General features: G+C 76.0%; 21 protein-coding genes. 8 read left to right on the top strand and 13 right to left on the bottom strand.

Going from position 1 to position 24,717, the window contains the following annotated elements; genetic code table 11:
* The first annotated feature begins 94 nt into the window (after window positions 1-94).
* Complete coding sequence (locus OO57_RS29990) at window positions 95-1,261, top strand: ROK family protein (RefSeq protein WP_051778433.1); 1,167 nt, start codon at window positions 95-97, stop codon at window positions 1,259-1,261.
* A 152-nt stretch (window positions 1,262-1,413) separates the two neighbouring features.
* On the opposite strand, the gene OO57_RS29985 is transcribed toward OO57_RS29990, so the two are convergent.
* Window positions 1,414-2,145, bottom strand: coding sequence for a polyprenol monophosphomannose synthase (locus tag OO57_RS29985; protein WP_033255854.1), 732 nt, complete (start codon window positions 2,143-2,145; stop codon window positions 1,414-1,416).
* Window positions 2,146-2,465: 320 nt separating this feature from the next.
* On the opposite strand from OO57_RS29985, the gene OO57_RS29980 reads away from it, so the two are divergent.
* The 6 genes from OO57_RS29980 to OO57_RS29955 all read left to right on the top strand — a co-directional run bounded on the left by OO57_RS29980 (window position 2,466) and on the right by OO57_RS29955 (window position 9,371).
* The gene (locus OO57_RS29980) at window positions 2,466-3,659 is read left to right on the top strand and encodes a sensor histidine kinase (RefSeq protein WP_033255853.1); all 1,194 of its coding nucleotides are present in this window, start codon (window positions 2,466-2,468) and stop codon (window positions 3,657-3,659) included.
* On the top strand, window positions 3,656-4,318 hold the full coding sequence (locus tag OO57_RS29975) for a response regulator (protein WP_033255852.1): 663 nt from the start codon (window positions 3,656-3,658) through the stop codon (window positions 4,316-4,318). Before OO57_RS29980 ends, OO57_RS29975 begins: the two co-directional genes overlap by 4 nt.
* Before the next feature lie 116 nt (window positions 4,319-4,434).
* Complete coding sequence (locus tag OO57_RS46125; RefSeq protein WP_051778428.1) at window positions 4,435-4,704, top strand: SHOCT domain-containing protein; 270 nt, start codon at window positions 4,435-4,437, stop codon at window positions 4,702-4,704.
* The gene (locus OO57_RS29965; RefSeq protein WP_033255851.1) at window positions 4,701-5,450 is read left to right on the top strand and encodes an ABC transporter ATP-binding protein; all 750 of its coding nucleotides are present in this window, start codon (window positions 4,701-4,703) and stop codon (window positions 5,448-5,450) included. Before OO57_RS46125 ends, OO57_RS29965 begins: the two co-directional genes overlap by 4 nt.
* Window positions 5,447-8,011: an ABC transporter permease gene (locus tag OO57_RS29960; RefSeq protein ID WP_033255850.1), complete on the top strand. Its 2,565-nt coding sequence runs from the start codon at window positions 5,447-5,449 to the stop codon at window positions 8,009-8,011. Before OO57_RS29965 ends, OO57_RS29960 begins: the two co-directional genes overlap by 4 nt.
* Before the next feature lie 253 nt (window positions 8,012-8,264).
* The gene (locus tag OO57_RS29955; protein ID WP_033255849.1) at window positions 8,265-9,371 is read left to right on the top strand and encodes a PLP-dependent cysteine synthase family protein; all 1,107 of its coding nucleotides are present in this window, start codon (window positions 8,265-8,267) and stop codon (window positions 9,369-9,371) included.
* A 7-nt stretch (window positions 9,372-9,378) separates the two neighbouring features.
* Here OO57_RS29955 and OO57_RS29950 read toward each other — a convergent pair whose 3' ends face one another.
* Together OO57_RS29950 and OO57_RS29945 are read right to left on the bottom strand one after the other, a co-directional pair.
* Window positions 9,379-9,861 (bottom strand): DUF4267 domain-containing protein, encoded by a 483-nt coding sequence (locus tag OO57_RS29950; RefSeq protein ID WP_081974060.1) that lies wholly within the window; start codon window positions 9,859-9,861, stop codon window positions 9,379-9,381.
* A 135-nt stretch (window positions 9,862-9,996) separates the two neighbouring features.
* A complete protein-coding gene (locus OO57_RS29945; protein WP_033255848.1) occupies window positions 9,997-10,875 on the bottom strand; it encodes a LysR family transcriptional regulator in 879 nt (292 codons plus the stop codon).
* A gap of 112 nt (window positions 10,876-10,987) precedes the next feature.
* On the opposite strand from OO57_RS29945, the gene OO57_RS29940 reads away from it, so the two are divergent.
* Complete coding sequence (locus OO57_RS29940; RefSeq protein ID WP_267884997.1) at window positions 10,988-11,719, top strand: SDR family oxidoreductase; 732 nt, start codon at window positions 10,988-10,990, stop codon at window positions 11,717-11,719.
* A gap of 20 nt (window positions 11,720-11,739) precedes the next feature.
* On the opposite strand, the gene OO57_RS29935 is transcribed toward OO57_RS29940, so the two are convergent.
* The 10 genes from OO57_RS29935 to OO57_RS29890 all read right to left on the bottom strand — a co-directional run.
* Window positions 11,740-14,190 carry a right-handed parallel beta-helix repeat-containing protein gene (locus OO57_RS29935; RefSeq protein ID WP_033255847.1) on the bottom strand — a complete coding sequence of 817 codons (2,451 nt, stop codon included), beginning with the start codon at window positions 14,188-14,190 and terminating at the stop codon, window positions 11,740-11,742.
* 182 nt (window positions 14,191-14,372) lie between these two features.
* Window positions 14,373-15,290, bottom strand: a complete 918-nt coding sequence (locus OO57_RS29930; protein WP_033255846.1) for an MOSC domain-containing protein — start codon at window positions 15,288-15,290, stop codon at window positions 14,373-14,375.
* A gap of 177 nt (window positions 15,291-15,467) precedes the next feature.
* Window positions 15,468-16,073, bottom strand: a complete 606-nt coding sequence (locus tag OO57_RS29925; protein ID WP_051778426.1) for a DUF6643 family protein — start codon at window positions 16,071-16,073, stop codon at window positions 15,468-15,470.
* Window positions 16,074-16,374: 301 nt separating this feature from the next.
* Window positions 16,375-16,824, bottom strand: coding sequence for a large conductance mechanosensitive channel protein MscL (gene mscL, locus OO57_RS29920; protein ID WP_033255845.1), 450 nt, complete (start codon window positions 16,822-16,824; stop codon window positions 16,375-16,377).
* Between the two features lie 87 nt (window positions 16,825-16,911).
* Window positions 16,912-18,159: a DegT/DnrJ/EryC1/StrS family aminotransferase gene (locus tag OO57_RS29915; RefSeq protein ID WP_033255844.1), complete on the bottom strand. Its 1,248-nt coding sequence runs from the start codon at window positions 18,157-18,159 to the stop codon at window positions 16,912-16,914.
* The gene (locus OO57_RS29910) at window positions 18,156-19,685 is read right to left on the bottom strand and encodes a hypothetical protein (protein ID WP_051778425.1); all 1,530 of its coding nucleotides are present in this window, start codon (window positions 19,683-19,685) and stop codon (window positions 18,156-18,158) included. The genes OO57_RS29915 and OO57_RS29910 overlap by 4 nt, the downstream gene beginning before the upstream one ends.
* On the bottom strand, window positions 19,685-20,731 hold the full coding sequence (locus OO57_RS29905; RefSeq protein WP_033255843.1) for a GNAT family N-acetyltransferase: 1,047 nt from the start codon (window positions 20,729-20,731) through the stop codon (window positions 19,685-19,687). The genes OO57_RS29910 and OO57_RS29905 overlap by 1 nt, the downstream gene beginning before the upstream one ends.
* A 21-nt stretch (window positions 20,732-20,752) precedes the next feature.
* Complete coding sequence (locus OO57_RS29900; protein ID WP_033255842.1) at window positions 20,753-21,844, bottom strand: glycosyltransferase; 1,092 nt, start codon at window positions 21,842-21,844, stop codon at window positions 20,753-20,755.
* A complete protein-coding gene (locus OO57_RS29895; protein ID WP_033255841.1) occupies window positions 21,841-23,736 on the bottom strand; it encodes a tyrosine-protein kinase family protein in 1,896 nt (631 codons plus the stop codon). The genes OO57_RS29900 and OO57_RS29895 overlap by 4 nt, the downstream gene beginning before the upstream one ends.
* Window positions 23,737-24,147: 411 nt before the next feature.
* A partial coding sequence (locus OO57_RS29890) for a glycosyltransferase family 4 protein (protein ID WP_033255840.1) occupies window positions 24,148-24,717 on the bottom strand: 570 nt, incomplete at its 5' end.

The raw sequence follows: 24,717 nt of genomic DNA, 5'->3' as shown, positions 1-24,717 counted from the left end.
AGTGCCGCACACACCTACAAGCCCGAGGACGGGCCAGAATCCGACTCCGCCGCCGGGGGCGTCCAAGCGGGCCGCGCCCGACCGCGGCCGCACCCTGCTCGGACCGGCCCTGCGCCTGGTCCACACCGGACAGGCCCCCACCCGCTCCGCCCTCACCGGCGCCCTCGACGTCACCCGCGCCACCGCGGGCGCCGTCACCGGCGAACTGGAGGCGCTCGGCCTGATCACCGTCGACTCCCGCCCCGCCGGGGGCGGCCGCGGCCGCCCCTCGCACCGGCTCGCCCTCGCAGACCCCGGCCCCGTCGTCCTCGCCGCCCAACTGCACGCCGACGCCGTCTCCGTCGCCCTCGCCGGGCTCGGCGGACGCCTCCACGACCCCGTCCACCTGCCGCTGCCCGCCGACACCTCGCCCACCGCCCTGCTCGACGCCGTCGCCGAGACCGGGGCCCGGCTCGCCCGCGACAGCCGCCGCCGCGTCCTCGGCTCCGCCCTCGCCCTGCCCAACCCCGTCACCGAACCCGACGGCACCGTCCCCTCGTCCCTGCACTTCGACTGGCCGCCCGGCACCCCGGTCGACGCGCTGTTCGCCGCCGCCGTCGCCCGCACCGACCCCGGCCCGCGCGCCCGCACCCCCCTGCCCACCGCCGTCGCCAACGACGCCAACCTCGCCGCCCTCGCCGAACACCGGCACGGCGCCGGACGCGGCGCCCGCCACCTGCTGCTGGTCACCTCCGGCCACCGCGGCGTCGGCGGTGCCCTGGTCATCGACGGCCGCCTGCACACCGGCAGCTCCGGCCTCGCCCTCGAAGTCGGCCACGTCACCGTCGACCCGCTCGGCCGCCCCTGCGCCTGCGGCAACCGCGGCTGCCTCAACGCCGAGACCGACACCTACGCGCTGTTCGCCGCCGCGGAGCGCCGCCCCGACCCCGACCGCCCGCTGCTCCCGCAGGCCCGCGCCCTCGCCCACGACCCGGCCGCCGCCGACGCCCTCGACCACGTCGTCGACCGGCTCGGCCTCGGCCTCGCCGGACTGGTCAACATCCTCAACCCCGACCGGATCGTGCTCAGCGGCCTCCACCTCGACCTGCTCGCCGCCGCCCCCGAGCGCCTCGCCGCCGTGGTCGCCGACCGCTGCCTGTGGGGCCGCAGCGGCCGCATCCCGATCGTCCCCGCCCAGGTCGGGCACGCCGGACTGGTCGGCGCCGCGGAACTCGCCTGGGAGCCCTACCTGGACGACCCGCAGGCCGTCGCGGCGCCCTGACCGGCCGTCGGGGCCCCCTCGGCGGTGTCCTGACCGGCCGTCGGGGCCCCCTCGGCGGTGCCCTGACCGGCCGTCGGGGCGGCGCCGGAAAAGCGGAACGGCGCGGGTGACGAACCGTCGACCCGCGCCGTCCGGCGCACCCGCAGGAGCGGTCAGCCCTTGCCGAAACGCAGCTTCCAGGGGGCGAGCGCCGACTCCAGCTGCACGCCCAGGCTCATCTTCGACATGCCCTCGACCCGCTCCTCGAAGCGGATCGGCACCTCGGAGATCCGCATGCCGCGCTTGACCACGCGGTAGTTCATCTCCACCTGGAACGAGTACCCGTTGGACCGCACCGACGGCAGGTCGACCGCGCGCAGCGCCTGGGCCTCCCACGCCTTGAAACCGGCCGTGGCGTCCTTCACCTTCAGCTGCAGGATCGCGTTGACGTAGAAGTTCGCCCACGCCGAGAGCGCCTTGCGGTGCCACGGCCACTCCGAGGCGGTCGACCCGCCCGGCACGTAGCGCGAACCCAGCACCACCGAGGCGTCCGTGCCGGTCAGCTTCGCCACCATCTCCGGGACGGCGGTGTGCGGGTGCGACAGGTCGGCGTCCATCTGCACGACGATGTCGGCGCCGTCCTCCAGCGCCCGCGACATGCCCGCCACGTAGGCGCGGCCCAGGCCGTCCTTCTCCGTGCGGTGCAGCACCGAGATCGTGCCGTCCGAGTCGGCCGCCAGCTTGTCCGCGACCTCGCCGGTGCCGTCGGGGGAGTTGTCGTCCACGACCAGGACGTGCAGGTTCTCCATGCCGAGGTCGGCCAGCCGGCCAACCAGGATCGGCAGGTTCTCCCGTTCGTTGTAGGTCGGAACAACCACGACGACCTTCGGGTGGGCCTCAGCCATGTTTTTCTTTCCTTGATGCCGTACGAGCCGGATGCGGCAGTCTAGCGTTTCTCCCCGAACGCCCGTCCCACGGGGCCGACCCCCTCCCGACCTGGACGGGCGCCCGCCGCGCCCCGGGAATCCCGGCGCCGTCACCGGCACGGGTGACACCGCCACCGGCCACCGGACCACCCCCCGCCAGGGTGAGCCCCCGCCGGGGTGGGCCCCGCCCCGCCCCGGCTGCCCCGCCCGCCGTGGCCCTCCCGGTACTCCCCGGGGAGTACGCGCGTCTGCTCCGGCGGGACGATGGTGGGCCGCAGGGGTGTGGTTAGCCTTCGGGTATGGGCGAATCGCAGCTGCTGTGGGTGCCGCCGTGGGTGCGGGCGGCGAAGGCCGGCTGGCCGGTGGCGGGGGCCGCGGTGGTGGCGGTGGCGCAGGTCGCGGGGACGACGGTGGCGGGGCGGCACCAGGACGGGCGGGTGCCGCTGGACGGCTGGGGGTACCTGCTGCTGGTGCTCGGCCCGGCGCTGCTGGTGCTGCGGCGCCGGTGGCCGGCCGCGACGGTGGCGGCGGTCACGGCCGTCACGGCCGGGTACCTGTGGGCCGGCTACCCGTACGGCCCGTCGTTCCTGGCGATGGTGGTGGCGTTCTTCGGCGCCGTCCGGCACGGCCACCGGCGGGCGGCCTGGCTGAGTGCGGGCGGCTTCTACCTGGTGCACCTGCTGACCGGCCACGCGCTGCCGGACGGCTGGCTGCGGGCCCCGGACCACGCGGTGCAGGGGTGGCAGGAGCTGGGCGTCACGGCCTGGCTGCTGCTGGTCTTCGCGGGCGCCGAACTGGCCAGGTTCCGGCAGGAGCGGATCGCCGCCGTGCGGGCCGCCGAGGAGGAGGCCCGGGCCCGGCGCAACGACGAGGAGCGGCTGCGGACGGCCCGCGAACTGCACGACATCCTGGCGCACTCGATCTCGCTGATCCACGTCCAGGCCGGGGTCGCGCTGGAACTGCTGGACGCCCGCCCCGAACAGGCCAGGGAGGCGCTGACCACGATCAAGGCGACCAGCAAGGAGGCGCTCGGCGAGGTCCGCCAGGTGCTCGGCACGCTGCGCGGCCCCGGCGCCACCGCGCCGCGCGCGCCCGCGCCGGGTCTGGAACGGCTCGACGAGCTCGTCGAACAGGCCGGGCACGCCGGGCTGGTGGTGACGGTCGAACGGCGTGGACGGGCCGCCCGGACGGGTGCCGGGCTGGAACTCGCCGCGTTCCGGATCGTCCAGGAGGCCCTGACCAACGTGCTGCGGCACTCCACGGCCCGCACCGCGCACGTCGAACTCGTCTGGGAACAGCAGGGGTTGACGGTCACGGTGACCGACCCCGGCCCGGCCGGGGGCGGCGACGCGGGAGGCAGCGGCAACGGGCTCACCGGCATGCGGGAGCGGGCCGCCGCCCTCGGCGGCGGCGTCGAGGCGGGGCCGGACGGGAACGGCGGCTGGCGGGTGCGGGCCCGGCTGCCGATGACGGGGAACGGGGCGACGACGTGATCAGGGTGCTGCTCGCCGACGACCAGACCCTCGTCCGGGCCGGGTTCCGGGCCCTGCTCGACGCCCAGCCCGACCTGGAGGTGGTCGGCGAGGCCGAGGACGGCGAACGGGCCCTCGCGCTGGCCCGCGAACTGCGCCCCGACGTGGTCCTGATGGACATCCGGATGCCCCGCCTGGACGGGCTCGCCGCGACCCGCCTGATCTGCGCCGACACCGCCCTCGCGGACGTCCGGGTGGTCGTGCTGACCACCTTCGAGCTCGACGAGTACGTCTTCGAGGCGCTGCGCGCGGGCGCCGCCGGGTTCCTGGTCAAGGACACCGAACCCGGCGACCTGCTGCGCGCCGTCCGGGTCGCCGCCGCCGGTGACGCCCTGCTCTCCCCGGGCGTCACCCGCCGCCTGATCGGCGAGTTCGCCGCCCGCTCCAAGGAACCCGCCACCGCCCGCCTCGACGTCCTCACCGACCGCGAACGCGAAGTCCTCGCCCTGGTCGGGCTCGGACTCACCAACGAGGACATCGCCCGCCGCCTGGTGGTCAGCCCGCTCACCGCCAAGACCCACGTCAGCCGCACGATGGTCAAGCTCGGCGCCCGGGACCGGGCCCAACTGGTCGTGCTGGCCTACGAGTCGGGGCTGGTCCGGCCGGGGTGGCTGGGGTAGTGCGCAGGGAGTAGGGCGGGTGCCGCCCGGTGGGGGACGTGCTGGGGCGGGGGTGCGGGGGACGGTGGAGGGGCCGGTAGGGAGCCGGTGTTCTCGACCGAAGGGGATGAGTGGTGATGGTGACGTTGCTGGCCGACGGGTGGCACGGGCCCGGGCCGTGGGTGCTGGTGTTCCCGCTGTTCTGGCTGCTGGTGGTGGTGCTGGTGGTGGCGGTGCTGCGGCGGGCCGGGTGGCGGCGGCGCGGGTGGTGCGGCGGGGGCGGGGAGCACGCTCCGCTGGCGGTGCTGGGGCGGCGGTACGCGCAGGGGGAGATCGACGAGGCGGAGTACCGGGAGCGCCGGGGCGTGCTGACCGAGGAGCACGGCGCGGACGGGGGGAAGCGGTGACGGCCGCGGCCCGGGTCGAGGAGGCCGTGAAGGAGTACGGCGCGGGGGAGACCCGGGTGCGGGCGCTGGACGGCGTCAGCGTGGAGTTCGCGGCGGCCCGGTTCACCGCCGTGATGGGCCCCTCGGGTTCGGGCAAGTCCACCCTCGTGCACTGCGCCGCCGGACTGGACACCCTGAGCGGCGGCCGGGCCTGGCTGGGGGAGACCGAGCTGTCCGGCCTCGGCGACCGGGAGCTGACGCTGCTGCGCCGGGAGCGGATCGGGTTCGTCTTCCAGGCGTTCAACCTGCTGCCGACGCTCACCGTCCGGGAGAACATCACCCTGCCGCTGGACCTCGGCGGCGCCGCCCCCGACCGGGAGTGGCTGGACGCCCTGATCGACGTGGTCGGCCTCGGCGACCGGCTGCAGCACCGGCCCAGCCAGCTCTCCGGCGGCCAGCAGCAGCGCGTCGCGGTGGCCCGGGCGCTGGCGGGGCGGCCCGCGGTGGTGTTCGCCGACGAGCCGACCGGCAACCTGGACTCCCGCAGCGGCGGCGAGGTGCTGGGCCTGCTGCGCTCCGCGGTGGACACCGTGCGGCAGTCGGTGGTGATGGTCACCCACGACCCGGCCGCCGCCGCGTACGCCGACACGGTGCTGTTCCTCGCCGACGGCCGCCTGGTCGACACCGTGCAACAGCCCACCGCCGAACGGGTACTGGACCGGATGAAGGCCCTCGACGGCCGCCGCGGCAAGGCGGCCGCCCGGTGAACGCGAGCGTGCGGATCGGGGCGCGCTCGCTGCTCGCCCACCGGCGCCGACTGTTCGGCACCGTGCTGTCGATCGTCCTGGGCGTGGCGTTCCTGACCGGCACGATGGTGCTGGGCGACACCCTGCGGGCCAACTTCGACACCCTGTTCGCGGATGCCAACGCGGGCACCGACGCGGTCGTCCGCAGCGCCCGGGTGCTGGACGCGCCCGACGTCCCCGGCGGGATCCGCGCCCCGCTGGACGAGTCGCTGACCGAGCGGCTGCGCACCGCGCCCGGGGTGAGCGCCGCCGAGCCCTCGGTGCAGGGCGCGGGCCAACTGATCGGCGCCGACGGCAAGCCCGTTGGCGGGCAGGGCCCGCCCACCCTGGCCGGGAACTGGATCGACGACCCGAAGCTCAACCCGTACCGGCTCGCCGAGGGCCGCGCCCCCGCCGCGCCCGGCGAGGCGGTGGTCAACCGGGGCGCCGCGAAGGCGGGCGGGCTGGAGGTCGGCGACAGCACGGTGCTGCGCACCCCCGACCCGGTGCGGATCACCGTGGTCGGCATCGCGACCTTCGGCGCCGACGCCGACGGCATGGGCCCCAGCACCTTCACCGCGCTGACCCTCGCCGACGCCCAGGCCCACCTGACGCCGAAGGGCAGCGGACAGGTGTCCACCGTCCGGCTGCGCTCGGACAGCCTGAGCCAACGCCAACTGGTGGACGAGGTACAGAAGTTGCTGCCGGACGGGGTGGAGGCGCTGACCGGCGCGGACGCCACCGCGCAGTCCACCGCCGACGTCTCCGGCCGCTTCCTGAGCCTGTTCACCACCCTGCTGCTGGTGTTCGCCGGGGTCGCCCTGCTGGTCGCCACCTTCACCATCCACAACACCTTCGCCATCGTCACCGCCCAGCGCACCCGCGAGAACGCCCTGCTGCGCGCCCTCGGCGCGAGCCGCCGCCAGGTGCTCGGCACCACCCTCGGCGAGGCCCTCGCGATCGGCGTCCTCGCCTCCGCGCTCGGCCTGCTCGGCGGCTTCGGCGTCGCCGCCGGGCTGAAGGCGCTGTTCGCCGCGATCGGGTTCACCCTGCCCACCGGCGGCACCGTGGTCCACGCCGCGACGGTCCTGCTGCCGCTGCTCACCGGCACCCTGGTCGCCGCCGCCTCCGCCCTCGTCCCCGCCCTGCGCGCCGCCCGCACCGCCCCGCTCGCCGCCCTGCGCGACACCGCCGTGGACGCCTCGGCGCAGGGGCGAAGCGCCGCGGTGCGCAAGGCGGTCGGCGCCCTCGTGCTGCTCGGCGGGCTGCCCGCCGTGGTGGTCGGCGCGACCCGCGGCCCCTCGCTGGCGCTGACCGTCGGCGGGGCGCTCGCCCTGCTCGCCGGGACGGTCGTGCTCGGGCCGGTCGCCGCGGTGCTCGCCGTCCGGGTGCTGGGCGCGCCGCTGCCCCGACTGCGCGGCGTCACCGGCGCGCTGGCCCGCCGCAACGCCGCCCGCAACCCCGGGCGGACGGCCGCCACCGCGACCGCGCTGATGGTCGGCGTCGCCGTGGTCACCCTGTTCACCGTGTTCGGCGCCTCCGTCAAGGCGACCCTGGACGACACCGTCTCCCGCTCCTTCGCGGGCGACCTCGCCGTCACCGCCCCCGCCACCGGGGCCGGGGGCAGCGGCGTCTCGCCGAAGCTCGCCCCCGCCGTCGCCGCCCTCCCCGAGGTCGGCACCGCCGTCGGCCTCGGCCGCGGCGCCGCCCGGATCGACGGCCACGGCGCCCGGTTGGGCGTCGCCGACCCGGTCGCGCTGGCCCGGGTCACCGACCTCGGCCGGGTCGACGGCTCGCTCGCCGACCTCGGCACCGACGGCCTCGCCGTCTCCCGCCCCGAGGCCGAGGCGCACGGCTGGCGGCTCGGCTCGACCGTGCAGCTGCAGTTCACCGACACCACCGCCGCCTTCACCGTCCGCGCCCTCTACGCGGGCGGCGGCGTCGCCGGGGACTACCTGATCAGCCGCCCGGCCTGGGAGCCGCACCGCGTCCAGGACGCCGACACGCTGGTCGTCGTCGCGCTGCGGCCCGGCGTCACCGTCGACCAGGGCAAGGCCGCGATCGGGCGGATCGCCGCCGCGTACGGCAGCCCGCAGGTGCAGACCCGCGCCGAGTACGCGGAGAGTTCGGCCTCCGGCGTCGACACGATGCTCTCGGTGGTCTACGCGCTGCTCGCGCTCGCCGTGCTGATCGCGCTGCTCGGCATCGCCAACACGCTGACCCTCGCCGTCCACGAGCGCACCCGCGAACTCGGCCTGCTGCGCGCCGTCGGGCAGACCCGGGCCCAGTTGCGGGCCGTGGTGCGCTGGGAGTCGGTGCTGGTCGCCGCGTTCGGCACCACGGGCGGGCTGCTCCTCGGCGCGCTGCTCGGCTGGGCGCTCACCCGGGCCTCCGACGGCGCGGGCACCGGCTCCTTCGCGCTGCCCCTCGGGCGGCTCGCCGTGGTCGCCCTGGTCGGACCGGCCGCCGGGGTGCTGGCCGGGCTGCGGCCCGCCGCGCGGGCGGCGAAGCTGGACGTCCTGCGGGCGGTGGCGGGCGGCTGACGCACCGGCGGGCGCCCCCGGCCTGTGCGGGGCCGGGGGGCCCGCCCCGGCCCGCCGCGCTCCCCGGCCGTCAGCCCGGACGGCCGCCTGCCGGCGGTGGCCCGGGGGCTCCGACGTGCAGCTGTGGAGCCGCCGAGGGCCGCCGGCCGTACGGGCCCGCCATAAGGGGAAGCTGGGGCCTCCGTAATCGTCACTTATCGTAGTTGACTGTTACACTCGGTGGCGTACCGGCGGTGGCGAGGAGAGTGGCGCGATGAGCGATCAGACCCAGGACGTGGACCGGACCGACCCCGAGTACCGGGCCTGGCTGAAGGAGGCCGTCCGCCGCGTCCAGGCCGACGCCAACCGCTCCGCCGACACCCACCTGCTGCGCTTCCCGCTGCCCGCCGACTGGGGCGTCGACCTGTACCTCAAGGACGAGTCGACGCACCCCACCGGCAGCCTGAAGCACCGGCTGGCCCGCTCGCTGTTCCTGTACGGCCTGTGCAACGGCTGGATCCGGCCCGGCGCCCCGGTCATCGAGGCGTCCAGCGGTTCCACCGCCGTCTCCGAGGCGTACTTCGCCCAGCTGGTCGGCGTCCCGTTCGTCGCCGTGATGGCCCGTACCACCAGCCGCGCCAAGATCGAGCTGATCGAGTTCCACGGCGGGCGGTGCCACCTGGTCGACAACGCGGGCGAGGTCTACGCGGTGGCCGCCGCGCTCGCCACCGAGACCGGCGGCCACTACATGGACCAGTTCACCTACGCCGAGCGGGCCACCGACTGGCGCGGCAACAACAACATCGCCGAGTCGGTCTTCGCCCAGCTGCGGATGGAGCCCCACCCCGAGCCCGCCTGGATCGTCGCCACCGCGGGCACCGGCGGCACCTCCGCGACCATCGCCCGGTACGTCCACTACATGCAGTACGACACCCGGATCTGCGTCGCCGACCCGGAGAACTCCTGCTTCTTCGAGGGCTGGGTGCACCACGACCCCGACGCCCACTGCCCCACCGGCTCGCGGATCGAGGGCATCGGCCGCCCCCGGATGGAGCCCTCCTTCGTGCCCGGCGCGATCGACCGGATGATGAAGGTCCCCGACGCGGCCTCCATCGCCGCCGTCCACCTGCTCGCCGACGTCCTCGGCAAGAAGGCCGGCGCCTCCACCGGCACCGGCCTGTGGAGCGCCCTGCGGATCGTCGCCGAGATGCGCCGCGAGGGCCGCAGCGGCAGCGTCGTCACGCTGATCTGCGACCCGGGCGACCGGTACCTCGACAAGTACTACTCGGACGCGTGGCTGGCCGCCGAGCGGATCGACCCCCGACCGCACCGCGCCGCCCTCGAGGAGTTCCTCGCGGGCGGCGACTGGGCGGAGGGCTGAGGGCGGGTCAGCTGCGCCCGCCGGTGCGCCCGCCCGTGCGCCCGCCCGTCCGCTCGGTGAGCAGCAGGACGGCGGTGACCACCACGAAGAGGGCGGTGGCGTAGTGGACGCCGAGGGCGGTGGCGGTGCTGCCGTGGTGCAGCAGGATGGTGGTGCCGTCGCCGAACGGGGTGAGCGACTCGGCGAGCAGCGCCCAGCCGAGCGCCCGGCGGTGGCCGGTCAGCAGCAGGGCCAGCGGGACGAGGCCGGAGACGATGTCCCGGATGCCCTTGACGGTGAGGAAGTCGGCGGCCTCGCCCCGCGGCCACACCGGCATGCCGAAGCCGGCGGCGGTGCTCTCCGGGGCGAACAGGTAGCTGACGCCGACGTAGCCGATGCCCAGCGCGACCAGGACCGTGAACACGGTGGCGAGGTGGACGCGCAGGTGGCTGCCGGTCTGCGGGGCGGTGGCGGTGGCGGCGGTGCCGGTGGCGGCGGTGGTTGCGGACATGGTGGTTCCCCCTGCTGGTGTGCGCCGCCGTTTGGTTAGCGGCGCTAGCGACGAGAATGATGCTAGACCGACGGCCCGTCAGTTGTCTAGCAGCGCTAGGGTTCCGTTCATGGCTATCAAGGGGCGCGGGGTGCGCTACAGGCGCAGCGTCTCGGCGAGGAGGTCGGTGAAGGCGGTGGTGAGGCGGTCGGGGCGGGTGCGGGTGTAGGCGGCGAGGGGGCGGCGGACCGGCGGGTCGGGGCGCAGGACGGCGGCGTCCAGGGCGGGCGGGAGCACGGCGGCGGGGACGAGGGCGGGGCCGAGGCCGGCGGCGGCGAGGACGGGGGCGGCGGCGGTCTGCTCGGTGCGGACGGCCGCGCGCGGGAGGAACCCGGCCCGGGCGCAGGCGGCGTCCAGGACTTCGGCGAGGCCGTGCCCGGGGGCGTAGTGCACCCAGTCGCGGTCGGCGAGGGCGGCGAGCGGCAGGACGCCGCCGGGGGCCGAGGCCAGCGGGTCGTCGGAGGGGAGCACGAGGGCGAACTCCTCGACGCCCAACTCCCGTACCGGGCCGTCCCATTCGTCCGGCCGCGGGCCCACCGCGAGGTCGGCCCGGCCGGCCGCCGTCGCGGCGCGCAGCAGCTCCTCGTGCGGGTACTCGCGCAGCCGGACCCGCACCCGCGGGTGGCGGGCCCGCCAGGCCCTGAGCACCGGCGGGAGCAGGCCGAGCGCGACCGAGTGGACGGCGGCGACCTCCAGCTCGCCCTCCTCCAGACCGGTGGCGCGGCGGGCCGCCGCGTGCAGGCGTTCGGCGTCGGCGAGGAGGGCGCGGGCGTGCGGGAGGACGGCCCGGCCGAGCGGGGTGAGGCGGACGGCCCGCGGCAGGCGCTCCAGCAGCGGGCCGCCGAGCGAGCCCTCCAGGGCGCGGACCTGGTGGGAGAGGGCGGGCTGGGTGACGTGCAGCCGTTCGGCGGCCCGGGTGAAGGAGCCGGTGTCGACCACGGTGACCAGGTACTCGAACTGCCGGAGCGTCGCCATGCACGGAGCTTATCGATCCGGTCGAAAACAAGCCTTGGACCTATCGGTGCAGGTGGACGGAGGGTGGTGACCAGGCCGGGAACGCCCCGGCCGCCCCATGAAGGAGACCCACGTGTCCGCTTCCCTGTCCGGTTCCCTGTCCGGCCGCCGCCTGGCCGTCATCGGCGCCGGTTCCCGCACCGGCCGCCACCTGGCCCGCGCCGCCTCCGCCGCCGGGGCGGAGCTGGTGCTGGCCGGCCCCGACCCGCGCAAGCTGGAGCGGACGGCGGGCGAACTGCCCGGCCCGTCCGCAGTGCTGCCCGTCGACCTGACCGACGAGTCCTCGATCGCGGCGTTCGCCGCCCGGCTGGGCCGCTTCGACCACCTGGTGTCCACCGCCGGGCTGCCCGCCAACGGCCCGCTCGCCGAACTGCAACTCGCCGACGTGCGGCGGGCGTTCGACGCCAAGGTGATCGGCCCGCTGCTGCTCGCCAAGCACCTTGCCGGGCAGGCCGCCGAGGACGGCTCGTTCACCTTCTTCTCCGGCGTCGCCGCCTGGCGCCCCGCCCCCGCCCGCACCGTGATGGCCACCACCAACGGCGCCCTGGCCTTCCTCGTCCAGGCGCTGGCCGTCGAGGTCGCGCCCGTCCGGGTCAACGCGATCTCCCCCGGCATCGTCGACACCGGCTCCTGGGACGGCCTCGGCGCCGACAAGGAGGACTTCCTGCGCTCCGTCGCCGCCCGCAACCCCGCCCGCCGGGTCGGCACCCCCGAGGACCTGGTCAAGGCCGTCCTGCACGCGATCGACAACCCGTACGTCACCGGCACCGTCCTGCACGTGGACGGCGGCGGCCGCCTGGTCTGACCGGACGGGCGCGGGCCGGTTCAGGTCGGCAGGTCGGCGGGGACGAGGAGCTGGAGGTCCTCGGTGGTGGGGGAGGGGAGGTGGGCGACCCGGGAGGCGTGGCGTTCGACCATGGTCTCGAAGACCTGGCGGGCGGTGCGGCCGTTGCCGAAGCCGGTGGAGCGGTCGATCGCGGTGAAGTGGCCGAGCAGGGCGGCCTCGGTGGCGTCGGTGAGGCGGTACTCGTGCTCGGCGGCCTGGGCGCGGGCGATGTCGAGGAGCTCGTCGGCGGTGTAGTCGGGGAAGGTGACGGTGCGGGAGAAGCGGGAGGACAGGCCGGGGTTGGCGGCGAGGAAGCGCTCCATCTCGGCGGTGTAGCCCGCCACGATGACCACGACCTCGTCGCGGTGGTCCTCCATCAGCTTGACCAGGGTGTCGATCGCCTCGCGGCCGAAGTCCCGGCCGGCGTCCTCGGGCGCCAGCGCGTACGCCTCGTCGATGAACAGCACGCCGCCGCGGGAGCGGTCGAAGGCGGCGGCGGTGCGGATCGCGGTGGAGCCGACGTGCTCGCCGACGAGGTCGAGCCGGGCGACCTCGACCAGGTGGCCGCGCTGCAGGACGCCCAGCGAGGCGAGGATCTCGCCGTACAGGCGGGCGACGGTGGTCTTGCCGGTGCCGGGGGCGCCGGTGAAGACCAGGTGGCGGCGCGGGGAGGGGGCCTTGAGCCCGGCGCGCTGGCGGGCCCGGCCGACCGAGATCAGGTCGATCAGGGTGCGGACCTCCTGCTTGACGGTGGCCAGGCCGACCAGCGCGTCGAGTTCGGCGAGGGCCACCTCCGCGGGGCGGCAGTCCGGGATCGGGGCGATCACGGCGGGCGCGAGGGCGGACGCGGTGGTCTGGACGGCGGGCACCAGGGCCGCCAGCGGGGGAGCGCCGGGCGGACGGGCGGCGAGCGGGGCGGGCGCCGGGACGACGGGCGCGGGCACGGCCGCGAGCGGCGGCAGCGGCGCCGCGTCGTCGGAGGTGCACCCCTCGGCGACCGGGCCGGGCTCGGAGAACTCGAAACCGGCCCGGGCGTTGCGCTCGGCCCGGCAGCGCACCAGCTTCGTCCGGCAGCCGTCGATCACGTGGAAGCCGAAGCCGCCGCCCTGCGAGACCCGCACCTCCTCGAACTCGCCGCGGCCCTGCGCCGACACGTACACCCCGGACTCGCTGGCGCCGCGCACCGTGCACTCGCGCAGCACCGGGTCGGCGCCCTTGGTGACGATCACGCCGGTTGCGACGTCCGCGATCTCGCAGTCGGTGAGCAGGCCGCCGGAGCCGTGGTCGCGGAACCACAGGCCGGTGCCCGCGCCCTGGATCCGGCAGCCCGCCAGGTCGGCACTGGCGCCGCCGCTGACCGAGACGGCGGAGGAGCGGATCGCGCTGAACGAGCAGTCCCGGACGGCCGCGGAGGAGCCCTGGTCGAGGACGAACAGGGCGTCGGGCAGGTCGTCGAGGGCGCAGTCGGCGAGCTCCAGGGCGGCGCCGTCGCTGACCCACAGCGCCGGGTAGTCGCCCTGCGCGGAGTGGAAGCGGCAGCCCTCGGCGAGGACCTTCGTGCCGCCGTCCCAGATCGACAGCGCGCCCCGGCCGAAGCCGTGCACGGTGACCTGGCGCAGCGTCAGCTTCGCGCCGCCGCGCAGGTCGGCGGCGTTCTCCGGGACGTCGTGGATCCGGCAGGAGGCGAGTTCCAGTTCGGCGCCGCTGTCCAGGCTCAGGCCGTTGCCGGAGACCCGGTGCACCGTGCAGTCGGCCAGCCGCCCCACCGCCTGCGCCTCGGCCTGCACGCCCGAGCCGCGGACCTCGGAGACCTCGCAGCCGGTCAGCTCCACCAGCGTCCCCGGGTCGGCGAGCAGGACGCCCGCCCCGCCGGCCCGGCGGACCTTCAGCCGTTCGGCGCGCAGCCGGGAGCCGGCCAGCACCGCGACCCCGCTCTGCCCGGCCGCGGCGACCTCGCAGTCCAGCAGCTCGGCCTGCGCCCGGGCGCGCAGCCGCACCCCGAGGCCGGACGGGTTCTCCACCGTGCAGCCGACCAGCCGGGCGCGGGCGCCGTCGGCGAGCTCCACGCCCACCGAGGAGGACGCCTCGACCCGGCAGTCGGCCAGCACCGCGCCGTCCGCCCCGGCCGCCAGCAGCACCGCGGGGGCGGAGCGGTCCGAGCCGTCCACGACCAGGCCGCGGACGGTGGCGGCGGCGGTCACGGTCAGGGCCGTGCCGCCGCGCACCGCGCTCTCCGGGGGCGAGATCCGCACGCTGCCGGGGCCCTGCTCGGCGACCAGCGTCACCGGCTTGTCGACCAGCACCGCCTCGCGGAACGTCCCCGCGCGCACCGTCAGGGTGTCGCCGGGCTCGGCGACCTCCAGGGCCTCGCGGAGCGTCGCGTACTCCCCGCCGCGCCGCCGCCACCGCGAGGCGCTGTCCTGCGTGACCCGGACCCTGAGCTCACCCATGGCGATCTGTCATCCCCGCCTTCGTCAGTTACGTCGGTTACGTCGAGACGCTGCGCGATCGCCCCACCGTAGCGCGCGGGGCGGACCCGGCGGACCGCCGACCGGATCCGGCGCCCGGTTCAACGAGCGGGGCCGGGGGTGGTTCCGGGTGCACGGGGCTGACGGCGCCGCGACCGGGCCGGTCAGCGGCGGTCCGGCTGCGGCGCCGGGCCCTCCTCCAGCACCTCCACGGCGTCGCCCGCCGACAGCGTCCCGAGCACCTCGGCGGCGGCAACGGCGGAGGCCCCGGAGGGCCGGACCGGCACGAGGTTCTGGCCGAACACCAGCTTCTGGCCGAAGCGGTGGTGGCGGCCCAGCGCCCGCAGCGGCTCGGGGCCGCGGCGCTCGCCGGTCTCCTGGTCGGTGGTGGTGACCACGCAGCGGCCGCACGGCTTGACCACCCGGAACTCCAGGCCGCCGACCCGGATCCGGCGCCAGCCGTCCTCGGCCCAGGCGGCCGTGCCGGACACCACCAGGTTGGGGCGGAAGCGCTCCATCGGCAGCGGCGCGCCCTTGGCCGGGTCGTCGGGGTGGTCGGCGGCGATCCGGGCGTTCAGCTCGTCCAGCGAGGCGGTGGTGGTGAGCAGCAGCGGGAAGCCGTCGGCCATCGAGACGGTCTCGTCCGGGGCGGCGTACTCCGGGTTGATCGGGCGGCTGGTGGCCGGGCGGTCGAGGTGCACCAGGCGGACCTCGCCGAGCTTCGCGGGCAGCCGCCCGGCCAGCCAGGCGGTGGTGTCCTCGCCGGCCACGGCGGCCGGGAAGTGCGTGCCGAAGACGCTGACGGTGGCCTCGGGGGCGCCGCCGGCGAGCGTCGGCGCGGGCAGCACGTGGACGTCCCCGTCCGGGCCGGTCAGGGTGAGCGCGGCGCCGTCGGCGGACGGGACGGGGCGGAACTGCCCGATCGCGGGCTCGTCGCGCTGGGTGAGGGCGGTGCCGTCGGCGTCCACCAGCATCCAGCGGCGGTCGCCCGCCAGGCCCCAGGGCTGCACCGCGGCGGACGGCGGGCTGAGGCGGTACATCGACTTGACCGGGTACAGGTGGAGCGAGGCGAGACGCGGCATGCGGTCCATCCTGCCAGGCGGGCGGCGGCCCGTGGCGCGGGGCCGGGTGCCCGGGTGCGCGCATCCCCGCGGCCCTGGCGGGACGCGGGGATGCGTGGTGGTGCGGGGCCGCCCACGGGCGGCGGTGGGGAGAAACTGACGCGTCGTTGCGTGGTGACCTTGCCCCCCGGAGGGTTCTCAGCCGGCCTGCGGGTACTGCCGGTACTGCGGGTACTGCTGCGGGGCCGCGGCCGGGCGCAGGGTGTTGCCGCCGAACGACTGGTCGCCGAACGACTGCTGCTGCTGGACGGGCTGGGCCCCGAACTGCTGCGCCTGGAAGGACGGCGCGAAGTTCTGCGGGGCGGCGGCGAAACCGCCCGCCGGGGCCTGCGGGGCCGGGTAGGCCTGCGCGGGCTGCGGCTGGAACGGGGCGGCCGGGCGCTGGCCGGGCAGGAAGCCCTGCGGGGCGCTCGCGTAGGTGGGCTGCGGCGGCACCGGCGCGTTCGCGTACCCAGGCTGGGCCGGGATGTACGGGGCCGGGGCCGGGGCACTGCTCGGGCCGGGGCCGAGCGCGAGGCGGGCCGGGGGCAGGGCGGGCAGGTTCGACTGGGGGGAGTCGAAGCCGGTGCCGAAACCGCTGCCGTAGGCGGAGGACCAGGAGGCGGCCGGGAGGGCCGGGGGCACGTTGATGGGTGCGATCTGCGGGATGCCGCGCTCTGCGACCAAGCTGTCGTAGATGGGCGTGCCGGAGGAGAAGGACGGAGAGGGGTAGCCGACTCCGTCGTAGGAGCGGGGCGAGGTCATGGGGCATACCGTAAGCCCACAACACGCCTGCTGAGGAGACCGGAACGGCCTGGAGTTCAACTGTTTACAGACTCTTCGCTCGCTTAAATCGGACAATGCCGTACTTAGTCGGGCGAAACGAGGTCCCGTTTCGGTCATCCGGGGACCATCGTCCGTGTACCACCCGCTCATCCGGGGCGGAACGAAAGCCCCCGCTCGGGCCCGGGAAAGGTTCCGTTAAGCCCGCGGTGGTCCAGACCGCCGGAAAGGGTCCGGCCCGGACGGCGGGAGCCGTCCGGGCCGGGGTGGTGCGGGAGGGTGCTCAGCGGGCGGCCGCGGCCGCCGCCTGGGCCGGGAAGCCCGGGCGGCCGACCAGCTCGCTGGTGCAGTGCGCGCAGCGGGTCGCCGCGGCCGGGACGGTGCTGAGGCACTCGGGGCAGTCGGCCTTGGCCACCGGGGTGTCCTTGACCGGGTTGAAACGGTTCTGCAGCTTGCCGACGGGCATCACCACGGCGAAGTAGATCACCGCGGCGACCAGCACGAAGCTGATCAGGGCCTGCAGGAACGCGCCGTACGGGAAGGTCACCCCGGCCGCGGTGAACGACTCCTTGCTGAAGTCGCCGACCGCGCCGGAGGCGATGCCGATCAGCGGGGTCAGGAAGGCTGCCACGAAACCGGTGACGACGGCGGTGAAGGCCGCGCCGATGACGATGCCGACCGCGAGGTCGACGACGTTGCCGCGCAGCAGGAAGCTGCGGAATCCCTTGAACATGACAGCCATCCTGGCCCTCCAACCTCCCTGCGGTCCAACCGAGTTCACCTGATCCGACTAACGGCCGAACCACCTTGCGAGGATCGCTCAGACGCGCCCGGCCGCCGTCCCGACCACCGCCGCGACCTCCGCCGCGAAGGGCTGGACACGCACCACCGCGTCGGCGACCCGGCGCACCGTCGCCGCGTCCATGTGCGACCACAGCGGGACGGTCAGCACCGAGGCCGCCAGCCGGTCGGTGCGCGGCAGCTCCTCCGCCTGCCCGAGGTGGGCGTACGACTTCTGCCGGTGCACGGGCGGGAAGAAGTACCGGCGGGTGTCGACGCCCTCGGCCTTCAGCGCGGCGGCCAGTTGCCGGTTGTCCAGGCCGAACGCCCCGGCGTCCAGGATCAGCGTGAGGTCCTTGAAGGTCGAGGTGTCGCCCTCCTCCGGCAGGGCCAGCCGCAGGCCCGGCACGCCCGCCGCGGCCCGGGCGAACTCGGCGACCAGCGCGCCGCGGTGCGCGACCCGCTCGGGCAGCCCGGCCAGCCAGGTCAGGCCGACCGCGGCGTGCAGCTCGCTCATCCGGGCGTTCAGGCCGGGGAACAGGGTGTCGTAGTCGCCCGGGTTGCCGTAGTCGCGGGCGGTGCGCAGGGTCTCGGCGAGCGCGGCGTCCCGGGTGGCGACCAGGCCGCCCTCGCCCGCCACCGCGACCTTGGTCGGGCTCATCGAGAACACCTCGGCCAGGCCGAAGCCGCCCACCGGCACGCCGCGCCGGGCCGAGCCCAGGCCGTGCGCCGCGTCGTACACCAGCGGCACCCCCGCCGCGTCGGCGATCCGCTGCAGCTCCTCGGTCTGGCAGGGCGTGCCGTACACGTGGGTGGCCATCATCGCGGCCGGGGAGTCGGCGGCCTTCAGCCGGGCCTCCGCGTCGGCCGGGTCCAGGGTGACGTCCTGCTCCCGGGCCTCCGCGAACAGCGGGCTGCCGCCCGCCCAGTGCGCGGCGTGCGCGGTCGCCGAGAAGGTGAAGCCCGGCATCAGCACCGGCCGCCGCCCGTCCACCCCCGCGGCCTGCAGCACCAGCATCAGCCCGGCCGTGCAGTTGGACACCGCCACCACGTGCGGCACCCGCATCAACGCGGCGGCCTCCTCCTCCAACTGGCGCACGGTCGGCCCGTTGGTCAGCATCCCGGAGTCCAGCACCCCGGCCAGCCGCCCCAGCAGCCCCTCCCGGTCGGGCACCCGGACGCGGGTCAGCGGCAGGCCGTCCGGGAAGACGGGCGCACCGCCGAGGACGGCGGGGCGGTTCCGGCCGGTCGCACCGGTCGTCGTGCCGGACGTCGTGTCGGTCGTCATGAGGTCGAGCCCCCCTGGGTTCGTGACGGATCCGGTGCGCCGACGGCGACCGGAGGCTCTGGGCCCTGGCGGGCGGCGCCCCACTGGCCCGGCTGGACCCGCCACAGCGGCGGGCGGCGGCTCCGCACCGGGCGGGCCGCGGCCGGCCGCGGGATCGCCAGCAGCACCAGGACCAGCGGCAGCACCTGCACCCGCTCGCGGGACAGGATGCCCATGTTGTTGATGGTCGAGAACGCCCAGCAGAACAGCAGCGTGTAGACCACGGCGAAGGCCACGTACGAGCGCTGCACGAACAGCTTCGGGACCCGCGCCAGCTGCGGCCACGCCCGCACGAACATCACCAGCAGCGCGAAGCACTCCACCGACTGGACCAGGTTCTGGACGTTCGACGCCTCGAACGGGAACGGCCGGAACAGCACGCTCACCACCGACATCGGCAGCTTCACCGGGTTCAGGCTGAACGCGGGCGCCGGGTCCTCCGCGGTCGCCGCGTTGATCACCGAGTCGCCCTGCGAGGTGCGCCGCGAGGTCTCCGACAGCACCTGGTTGACCGCGTCCCCGCCGGTGCCGGTGGTGCCGAAGAAGGTCGACACCTGCTGCAGCATCAGCATCACGCCCACCGCCAGCACCGCCGCCGTCAGCACCGTCCGCAGCGGCCCCAGCGCCGACACCTGCCGCGGCCGCCTGCGCAGCAGGTACGCCACGCTCAGGCCCGCGCCCGCCAGCACCGTCACGTGCGGCCGCACCATCGCCGTCCCCAGCGACCCCAGCGCGATGCACGCGAACGCCCCGAACCGCCGGTCCAGCAGCCGCGCCACCCCGTACGTGGTCAGGCCCAGGCAGAACATCATCCAGGCGTCCTTGCCGATGCTGGACGGCCAGAACAGCAGCGAGGGCAGGAAGAACACCAGCTTCGCGTAGCGCCGCGAGTCCGCCTCCGGGAAGGCGATCTGCAGCGCCCGCCAGAAGAACAGCAGCCCCCAGAAGCCCAGCCAGGAGAACACCAGGAACCCGCCGACCAGGGTCGGCCCGGTGACCGCGTACACCACCCCGGTCACGATGATCACGAAGCCGGTGCCCGCGACCTTCATCCCCAGGTCGTAGTGCAGGCCCGCGGAGAGGTCGGTGGTGGTCAGGTACCGGGCCAGCTCGGAGCCCTTCTGGTGGTACATCTTGGCGTCCGCCGCGCCGCCGTACAGCACGAACGCCATCAGGTACCGCGGGAAGGCGCACGCCAGCTTCGCCGCCATCGCCACCATCAGCAGCTTGAACACCCCGCGCTCCGGGTTGCCCGCCGCGACCCGCGCCAGGACCGGCGTCCCCACCGCCATCAGCGCGGGCGCCACCAGCAGCGCCCCCCAGGTGTCGTACGAGGTGTGCACCATCGCCAGCACGAACACCGTCACGTAGCCCAGCACCAGCGCCCACGCCAGCGCCGTCAGCCGGCCGCGCCGCACCGCCCCGGACAGCCGGGCCAGCGGGCGCGAACGCCGGCGGGCGGGACGGGCCGCGATCGGCACCGCCATCAGAAGACCTCCAGGTCGCCGAGGCTGAACCGCCAGTCGGCGAGGGTGCGCCCGGCCGGCAGCGGGCCGGTCGGGGTGCGGGCCGCCAGCACCATGCCGGTGCGCGGCGCCCGCACGCAGCCCGCCCGCAGGCCCGCCGCGGCCGCCTCGGTGCCGGGGGACAGGTGGGTGGCCGCGTGGTCGCAGCCGGAGGACGCGGCCACCCGCAGCAGCTGCGCCGCCGCGGCCCGGTCGCCCGGGCGGACGATCAGCTCGGCCAGCGTGAACTCGGCCAGCGGGCCGCGCCGCCGCGGCCGTCCGAACGCCAACCCGACCAGCTCGCCGCCCCGTTCGACCGTCACCACCCGGTAGTCCAGGCCCGGCGCCGCCCCGTACCGCCAGGCCAGGTAGGCGGCGGTGCGCACCGTGTGCAGCCGCGGATCGGCCGCGTCCGCCCGCTCGCGCTCGGCCAGCAGCTCGGCCAGCTGCCCCGCCCGGCGTCCCTCCGACGGGGCCAACCACTCGGCGGCGGACGGAAGTTCGCAGCGCGGCGGCCCCGAGGGGCCGGGCCGCCGGGCCAGCGCCGCCCGGGCCCCGCGGGCGAAGGACACCGGCCGGGCCACCCGCAGCGCCACCGGGACGCGGCCCAACTCCCGCCAGCCCATCCGCAGGTAGCCCGGCAGGCTGTTCCCGTTCGGCGTGTTGAACACCAACTCGGCCTCGCCGGAGACCTGTTCGAGCAGGTCGGTGGTCAGGCGGCGGAAGATCCCGCGCCCCCGGAAGTCCGGGTGCGTCGCGGTGTCCACCGGCCGCACCGCCCGCACCGTCCGCCCCGTGCCGTCCCGCCACTGCCAGCGCAGGAACAGCCGCACCCCCGCCACCCGCCCGTCCGCCGCCACCGCGACCAGGCCCGGACTCGACCCGAACGGGTTCTCCCGGTGCTTCCAGTCGAAGAAACCGGCGCTGCGCCGCCCGGTCGGACCGCCCGCCAGCGAAGCCGTCAACAGCTCCAGCACCGCCGGAACGTCCGCCGACTCCAGCCCCCGGTACGTCAGTTCGCCACCCACGTCGTGCTCCGCCCCACCCGTTCAGTTCGCCAGGACCCGCGCGTACACCCGCTCGACCGCCCGCTGCGCGCCCGCCACGTCGAAGGACGCCGACCGCGCGCGGGCCGCCGCACCCATCCGCGCCCGCAGCGCCGGATCGGCCAACTCGCCCAGCGCACGCGCCAGTTGAGCCGGATCGCCCGGCGCCACCAGGCGACCCTCCACGCCGTCGTCCACGATCTCCGGGATGCCGCCGACCCGGGTCGCCACCGAGGGCAGGCCCGAGGTCATCGCCTCCATCAGCGCCACCGGCAGGCCCTCCTGGCGCGAGCTCAGGCAGAACACGTCCCAGCCCGGCAGCAGCGCGGGCACGTCCGCGCGCATCCCCGCGAACAGCACCCCCTCGCCCGCCCGCGCCCTGAGGTCCGCCTCCAGCGGCCCCGAGCCGACCAGCACCAGCCGGGCCCCCGGCACCCGCCCGCGCAGCAGCGCGAACGCCGCCAGCAGCGACGCCTGGTCCTTCTTCGCCGTCAGGTTGCCGACCGTGCCGACCACCAACGCGTCCTCGGGCAGCCCGAGTTCGGCCCGCGCCGCGCGCCGCGCCGCCGGACCGGACGGGGCGCCGCCCAAGTCCGGCCCGTGGTGCACCACCGTCAGCCACCCGTCCGCCCGGCGCCCCCCGACGCCCGCCGCCACCGCGTGCGACACCGCCACCACCGCGTCGTTGCGCCGGTACGTCAGCGCGTTCGCCCAGCGGGTCGGCAGCCGGTAGCGCTCCCACAGGTTGTGCTCGGTGTGCACCAGCCGCGGCCCGCGCCGCCCCAGCGTCAGCAGCCGCGCCGCGACCGCGGGCACCGGCATGTGGGTGTGCACCAGGTCGTAGCGGCGCTCCGCCAGCAGCGCCCGCAGCCGCAGCGGCCAGCGCCGCCCCGGCGCGCCGCCCAGGCAGTGCACCGGCACGCCCGCCGCCGCCAGCGCCGGAACCAGCGCGTCCTTGTGCGGCAGCACGTACGCCACCTCGATCTCGTAGCGCGAACGGTCCGCGTGGCGCACGCAGTTGAGCAGCAGCTGCTCCGCGCCGCCCCGGCCCAGGCCCTTGGCCAGCCAGAGCACCCTGGCCCGCGGCCCGCTCACCGGTCCTCGCCCAGCCGCAGCTGCATGGTCGTCTCCACCGGCTCCTCCGGCGGCAGCTCCGCCGGGCGGCGGCCCCAACTCGTCGTCCCGTCCCGGCGGCTGCCGCCCTCACCGGCCCCGTACACCGGCTCGCGACGGCCGTCGGCCGCCCGCTGGTGCTCGGGCCGCGGGTGCTCGGCCCGCCGGTGCTCCGGCCGCCGCGGTTCCGGGCGGGGCGCGGGGCGCGGCTCCGGGCGGGACGGCTCCGCGGCCACCGGGCGCGGCAGCGCCGCCCGGCCCGGCTCCGGCTCCGGCCCCGGCGCGGGGCGGCCGCCCAGCCGGCCCGGCAGCCGCAGCGAACGGTTGCGCCGCCCGGTCGCGACCTCCGCCCCCAGCAGCGCCACCCCCGCCACCGGCACCCCGGTGCGGGCCAGCAGCTCCGAGACCCGGTCCGCCTCCTCCGGGCGCACGTTGCCCGCCATCATCGTCACCAGCACCGCGTCCGCGTGCTGCACCAGGTCGTACGCGTCGTTCGCGTTCAGCAGCGGCGAGGAGTCGATCAGCACCACGTCCGCGTACCGCCGGGCCAGCGCCAGCACCTCCCCGGCGCGCAGCACCAGCGCCGCCGGGTACGCGGTGGCGTGGCCGCCCGCGATCAGCGCCACGTTCGGCACCCGGGTCGGCCGGATCAGGTCCACCAGGTCGGTCAGCTGCTCGCCCGACAGCAGCTCCGCCATGCCCGGGCCCTCGTCCATCCCGAAGTGCGCGTTCAGCTCCGGCTGCCGGAAGTCGCAGTCCAGCACCAGCACCTGACGGCCCGTCTCGCCCAGCGCCGCCGCCAGGTTCGCCACCGTCGTGGTCCGCCCGTCACCCGAGCGCCCCGACATCACCAGCACCACCGGCGCCGGCTCCACCGCCCGCCGCACCCGCCGGTCGTCCGGGTCCAGCCCGCCCTGCCCGAACTGCGCGGACAGCGACTCCGGGCCGGTCAGCAGCAGCGTCGAGCGCAGCGAACGGTACGCCTCGGTCGCCGGGTCCGCCGGACGCGCCGTCACCAGCGGCTCGCGCAGCCGCCGCAGCCGCCGCGACAGCCGCGGGATCTCACCGATCACCGGCAGGTTGAACGCCTCCTCGGCGCCGTCCCGGGACCGCAGCCGGGTGTCCATCCGGGACAGCATCAGCGCCGCCACCACCCCCAGCGACAGGCCCAGCACCACCGCCAGCGTCAACCGCACCCCGCGCGAGGGCGAGGACAGCAGGCTGCCCCCCGACTCCTTCGCGTCGATCGAACCCCACTGCTGGATCGCGTCGGTCTGGCTGTAGTTCTGCAGGTCCGCGATCGCCCCGAGGGTCTTGGTCAGCGCCGCCGTCGCCGTCGACAGCTGCGGCTGCAGCTTGGCCTGATCGTTCGCGTTGGCCCGGCTCACCGACTTCTGCAACTCGTCCAACTGGGCCTGCTGGGCGTCCGCCTGGGCCCGCAGCCGCTTGATCGACTCGTCGGCGCTCTTCTTCGACTCCTGAGCGTAGCCGGTGATCGTCGCCTCCGACAGCGCCTGCGCCAGCTCCGCGCAGGACTGCTGGGTCGGGCCGGTGGTGGTGAACAGCAGCATCTGCGTCGACTCCGCCGCCACCGTCCGGCGCGCGGTCAGCCCCGCCACGTCCTTGACCCCCAGCTTCTGCGCCGCCGCCGTCGTCACCGCCGACCCCTGCGCGTACGACAGCACCTGGTCGGCGCGCACGGTGTCCGCCGCGCCCGCGACCGGCGTGATCGCCACCTTGCACTGCCACTTCCCGTTGTCCACGGCGTCGCCCGCCGGCGTCAGCAGGAAACCCACGACCAGCGCGGCCGCCGTGCAGGCCGCCAGCAGCCGCCAGTACCGCCGCAGAACGGTGAACAGATTTGCCGGTTCCACCGGTTGGTTCCCCTCGCCTCGTCACGGTGCACACGCGCCCCAACAGCCGCACCCGCCCCCGCGGGCGGCGCGCATCGGTACGGCCGGGCCGCGTGCACCCCCGGCAGCGGCAGCGAAAAAAGCGAACGTCCAGACCGCCCCCACGGCCCTCCCCTGCGACCGATGCTTCCCGCCCCGGACCTGCGGCGCAAGCACTTTGGCCATACTGACACCTGCCACCGGTCGGAATCCGGACGCACGCACGCGAACTGACGGAACGTCATCAAACGCGCGACGGCCCCCCGCCGATCCGTTCGGCCACCGCCCGCCCGTACGAGGGCGGGCCGGTGCGCGCCCGCACGGGCCCGGGTCGCCACCAGCCCGCCCGCCCGCACGGGCCCGGGTCGCCACCAGCCCGCCCGTACGGGTGGCTCAGGCCAGTGCGCGCCCGTAGAACTCCACCATCCGCGCCGACACCCGCTCCAGCGTGTACCCCGCCAGGAAGCGCGCCCGCGCCGCCTTCGCCCGCACCAGCGCCTCCCCGCGCTCCTCCAGCGACCGCACCAGCGCCTCCGCCAGCGCCTCCGGCCGCTCCGGCGGCACCAGCAGCGCGCACTCCTGGGAACCGCCCACCGTCTCCCGCAGCGCCGCCACGTCCGCGCACACCAGCGGCACCCCCACCCCCATCGCCTCCATCGCCGCGCTCCCCAGCCCCTCCCAGCGCGACGGCACCGCGAACACCTCCGCCGCCGCCATCAGGTCGAACACGTCGTCCCGCGGCCCCAGGAACCGCACGCCCCCCGTCGCCGCCGCCAACTCCTCCAGCCGCCCCGTCTCCGCCCCCCGGCTCCCCGCCAGCAGCAGCACCGCGTCCGGCCGCGCCGCCCGCACCCGCGGCCACGCCGACACCAGCACGTCCAGGCCCTTCTGGTACTGCTGCCGGGCCGCCGCCAGCACCACCGGCACCTCCTCGCCCAACCCCAGCCCCGCCCGCACCCGGGC

Origin of the sequence: Kitasatospora phosalacinea (assembly GCF_000717185.1) — a bacterium.
Taxonomy (GTDB): Bacteria; Actinomycetota; Actinomycetes; order Streptomycetales; family Streptomycetaceae; genus Kitasatospora; species Kitasatospora phosalacinea_A.
Note: the sequence above shows the minus strand (reverse complement) of the source record. Positions and strands in the feature narration are given on the sequence as shown.

Coding starts and splice junctions, on each gene's coding strand:
- OO57_RS46125 (WP_051778428.1), top strand. CDS start 4,435: ATGGTGACGTTGCTGGCCGACGGGTGGCACGGGCCCGGGCCGTGGGTG.
- OO57_RS29910 (WP_051778425.1), bottom strand. CDS start 19,685: ATGGCGGTGCCGATCGCGGCCCGTCCCGCCCGCCGGCGTTCGCGCCCG.
- OO57_RS29980 (WP_033255853.1), top strand. CDS start 2,466: ATGGGCGAATCGCAGCTGCTGTGGGTGCCGCCGTGGGTGCGGGCGGCG.
- OO57_RS29955 (WP_033255849.1), top strand. CDS start 8,265: ATGAGCGATCAGACCCAGGACGTGGACCGGACCGACCCCGAGTACCGG.
- mscL (WP_033255845.1), bottom strand. CDS start 16,824: ATGTTCAAGGGATTCCGCAGCTTCCTGCTGCGCGGCAACGTCGTCGAC.
- OO57_RS29925 (WP_051778426.1), bottom strand. CDS start 16,073: ATGACCTCGCCCCGCTCCTACGACGGAGTCGGCTACCCCTCTCCGTCC.
- OO57_RS29915 (WP_033255844.1), bottom strand. CDS start 18,159: ATGACGACCGACACGACGTCCGGCACGACGACCGGTGCGACCGGCCGG.
- OO57_RS29945 (WP_033255848.1), bottom strand. CDS start 10,875: ATGGCGACGCTCCGGCAGTTCGAGTACCTGGTCACCGTGGTCGACACC.
- OO57_RS29930 (WP_033255846.1), bottom strand. CDS start 15,290: ATGCCGCGTCTCGCCTCGCTCCACCTGTACCCGGTCAAGTCGATGTAC.
- OO57_RS29985 (WP_033255854.1), bottom strand. CDS start 2,145: ATGGCTGAGGCCCACCCGAAGGTCGTCGTGGTTGTTCCGACCTACAAC.
- OO57_RS29935 (WP_033255847.1), bottom strand. CDS start 14,190: ATGGGTGAGCTCAGGGTCCGGGTCACGCAGGACAGCGCCTCGCGGTGG.
- OO57_RS29950 (WP_081974060.1), bottom strand. CDS start 9,861: ATGTCCGCAACCACCGCCGCCACCGGCACCGCCGCCACCGCCACCGCC.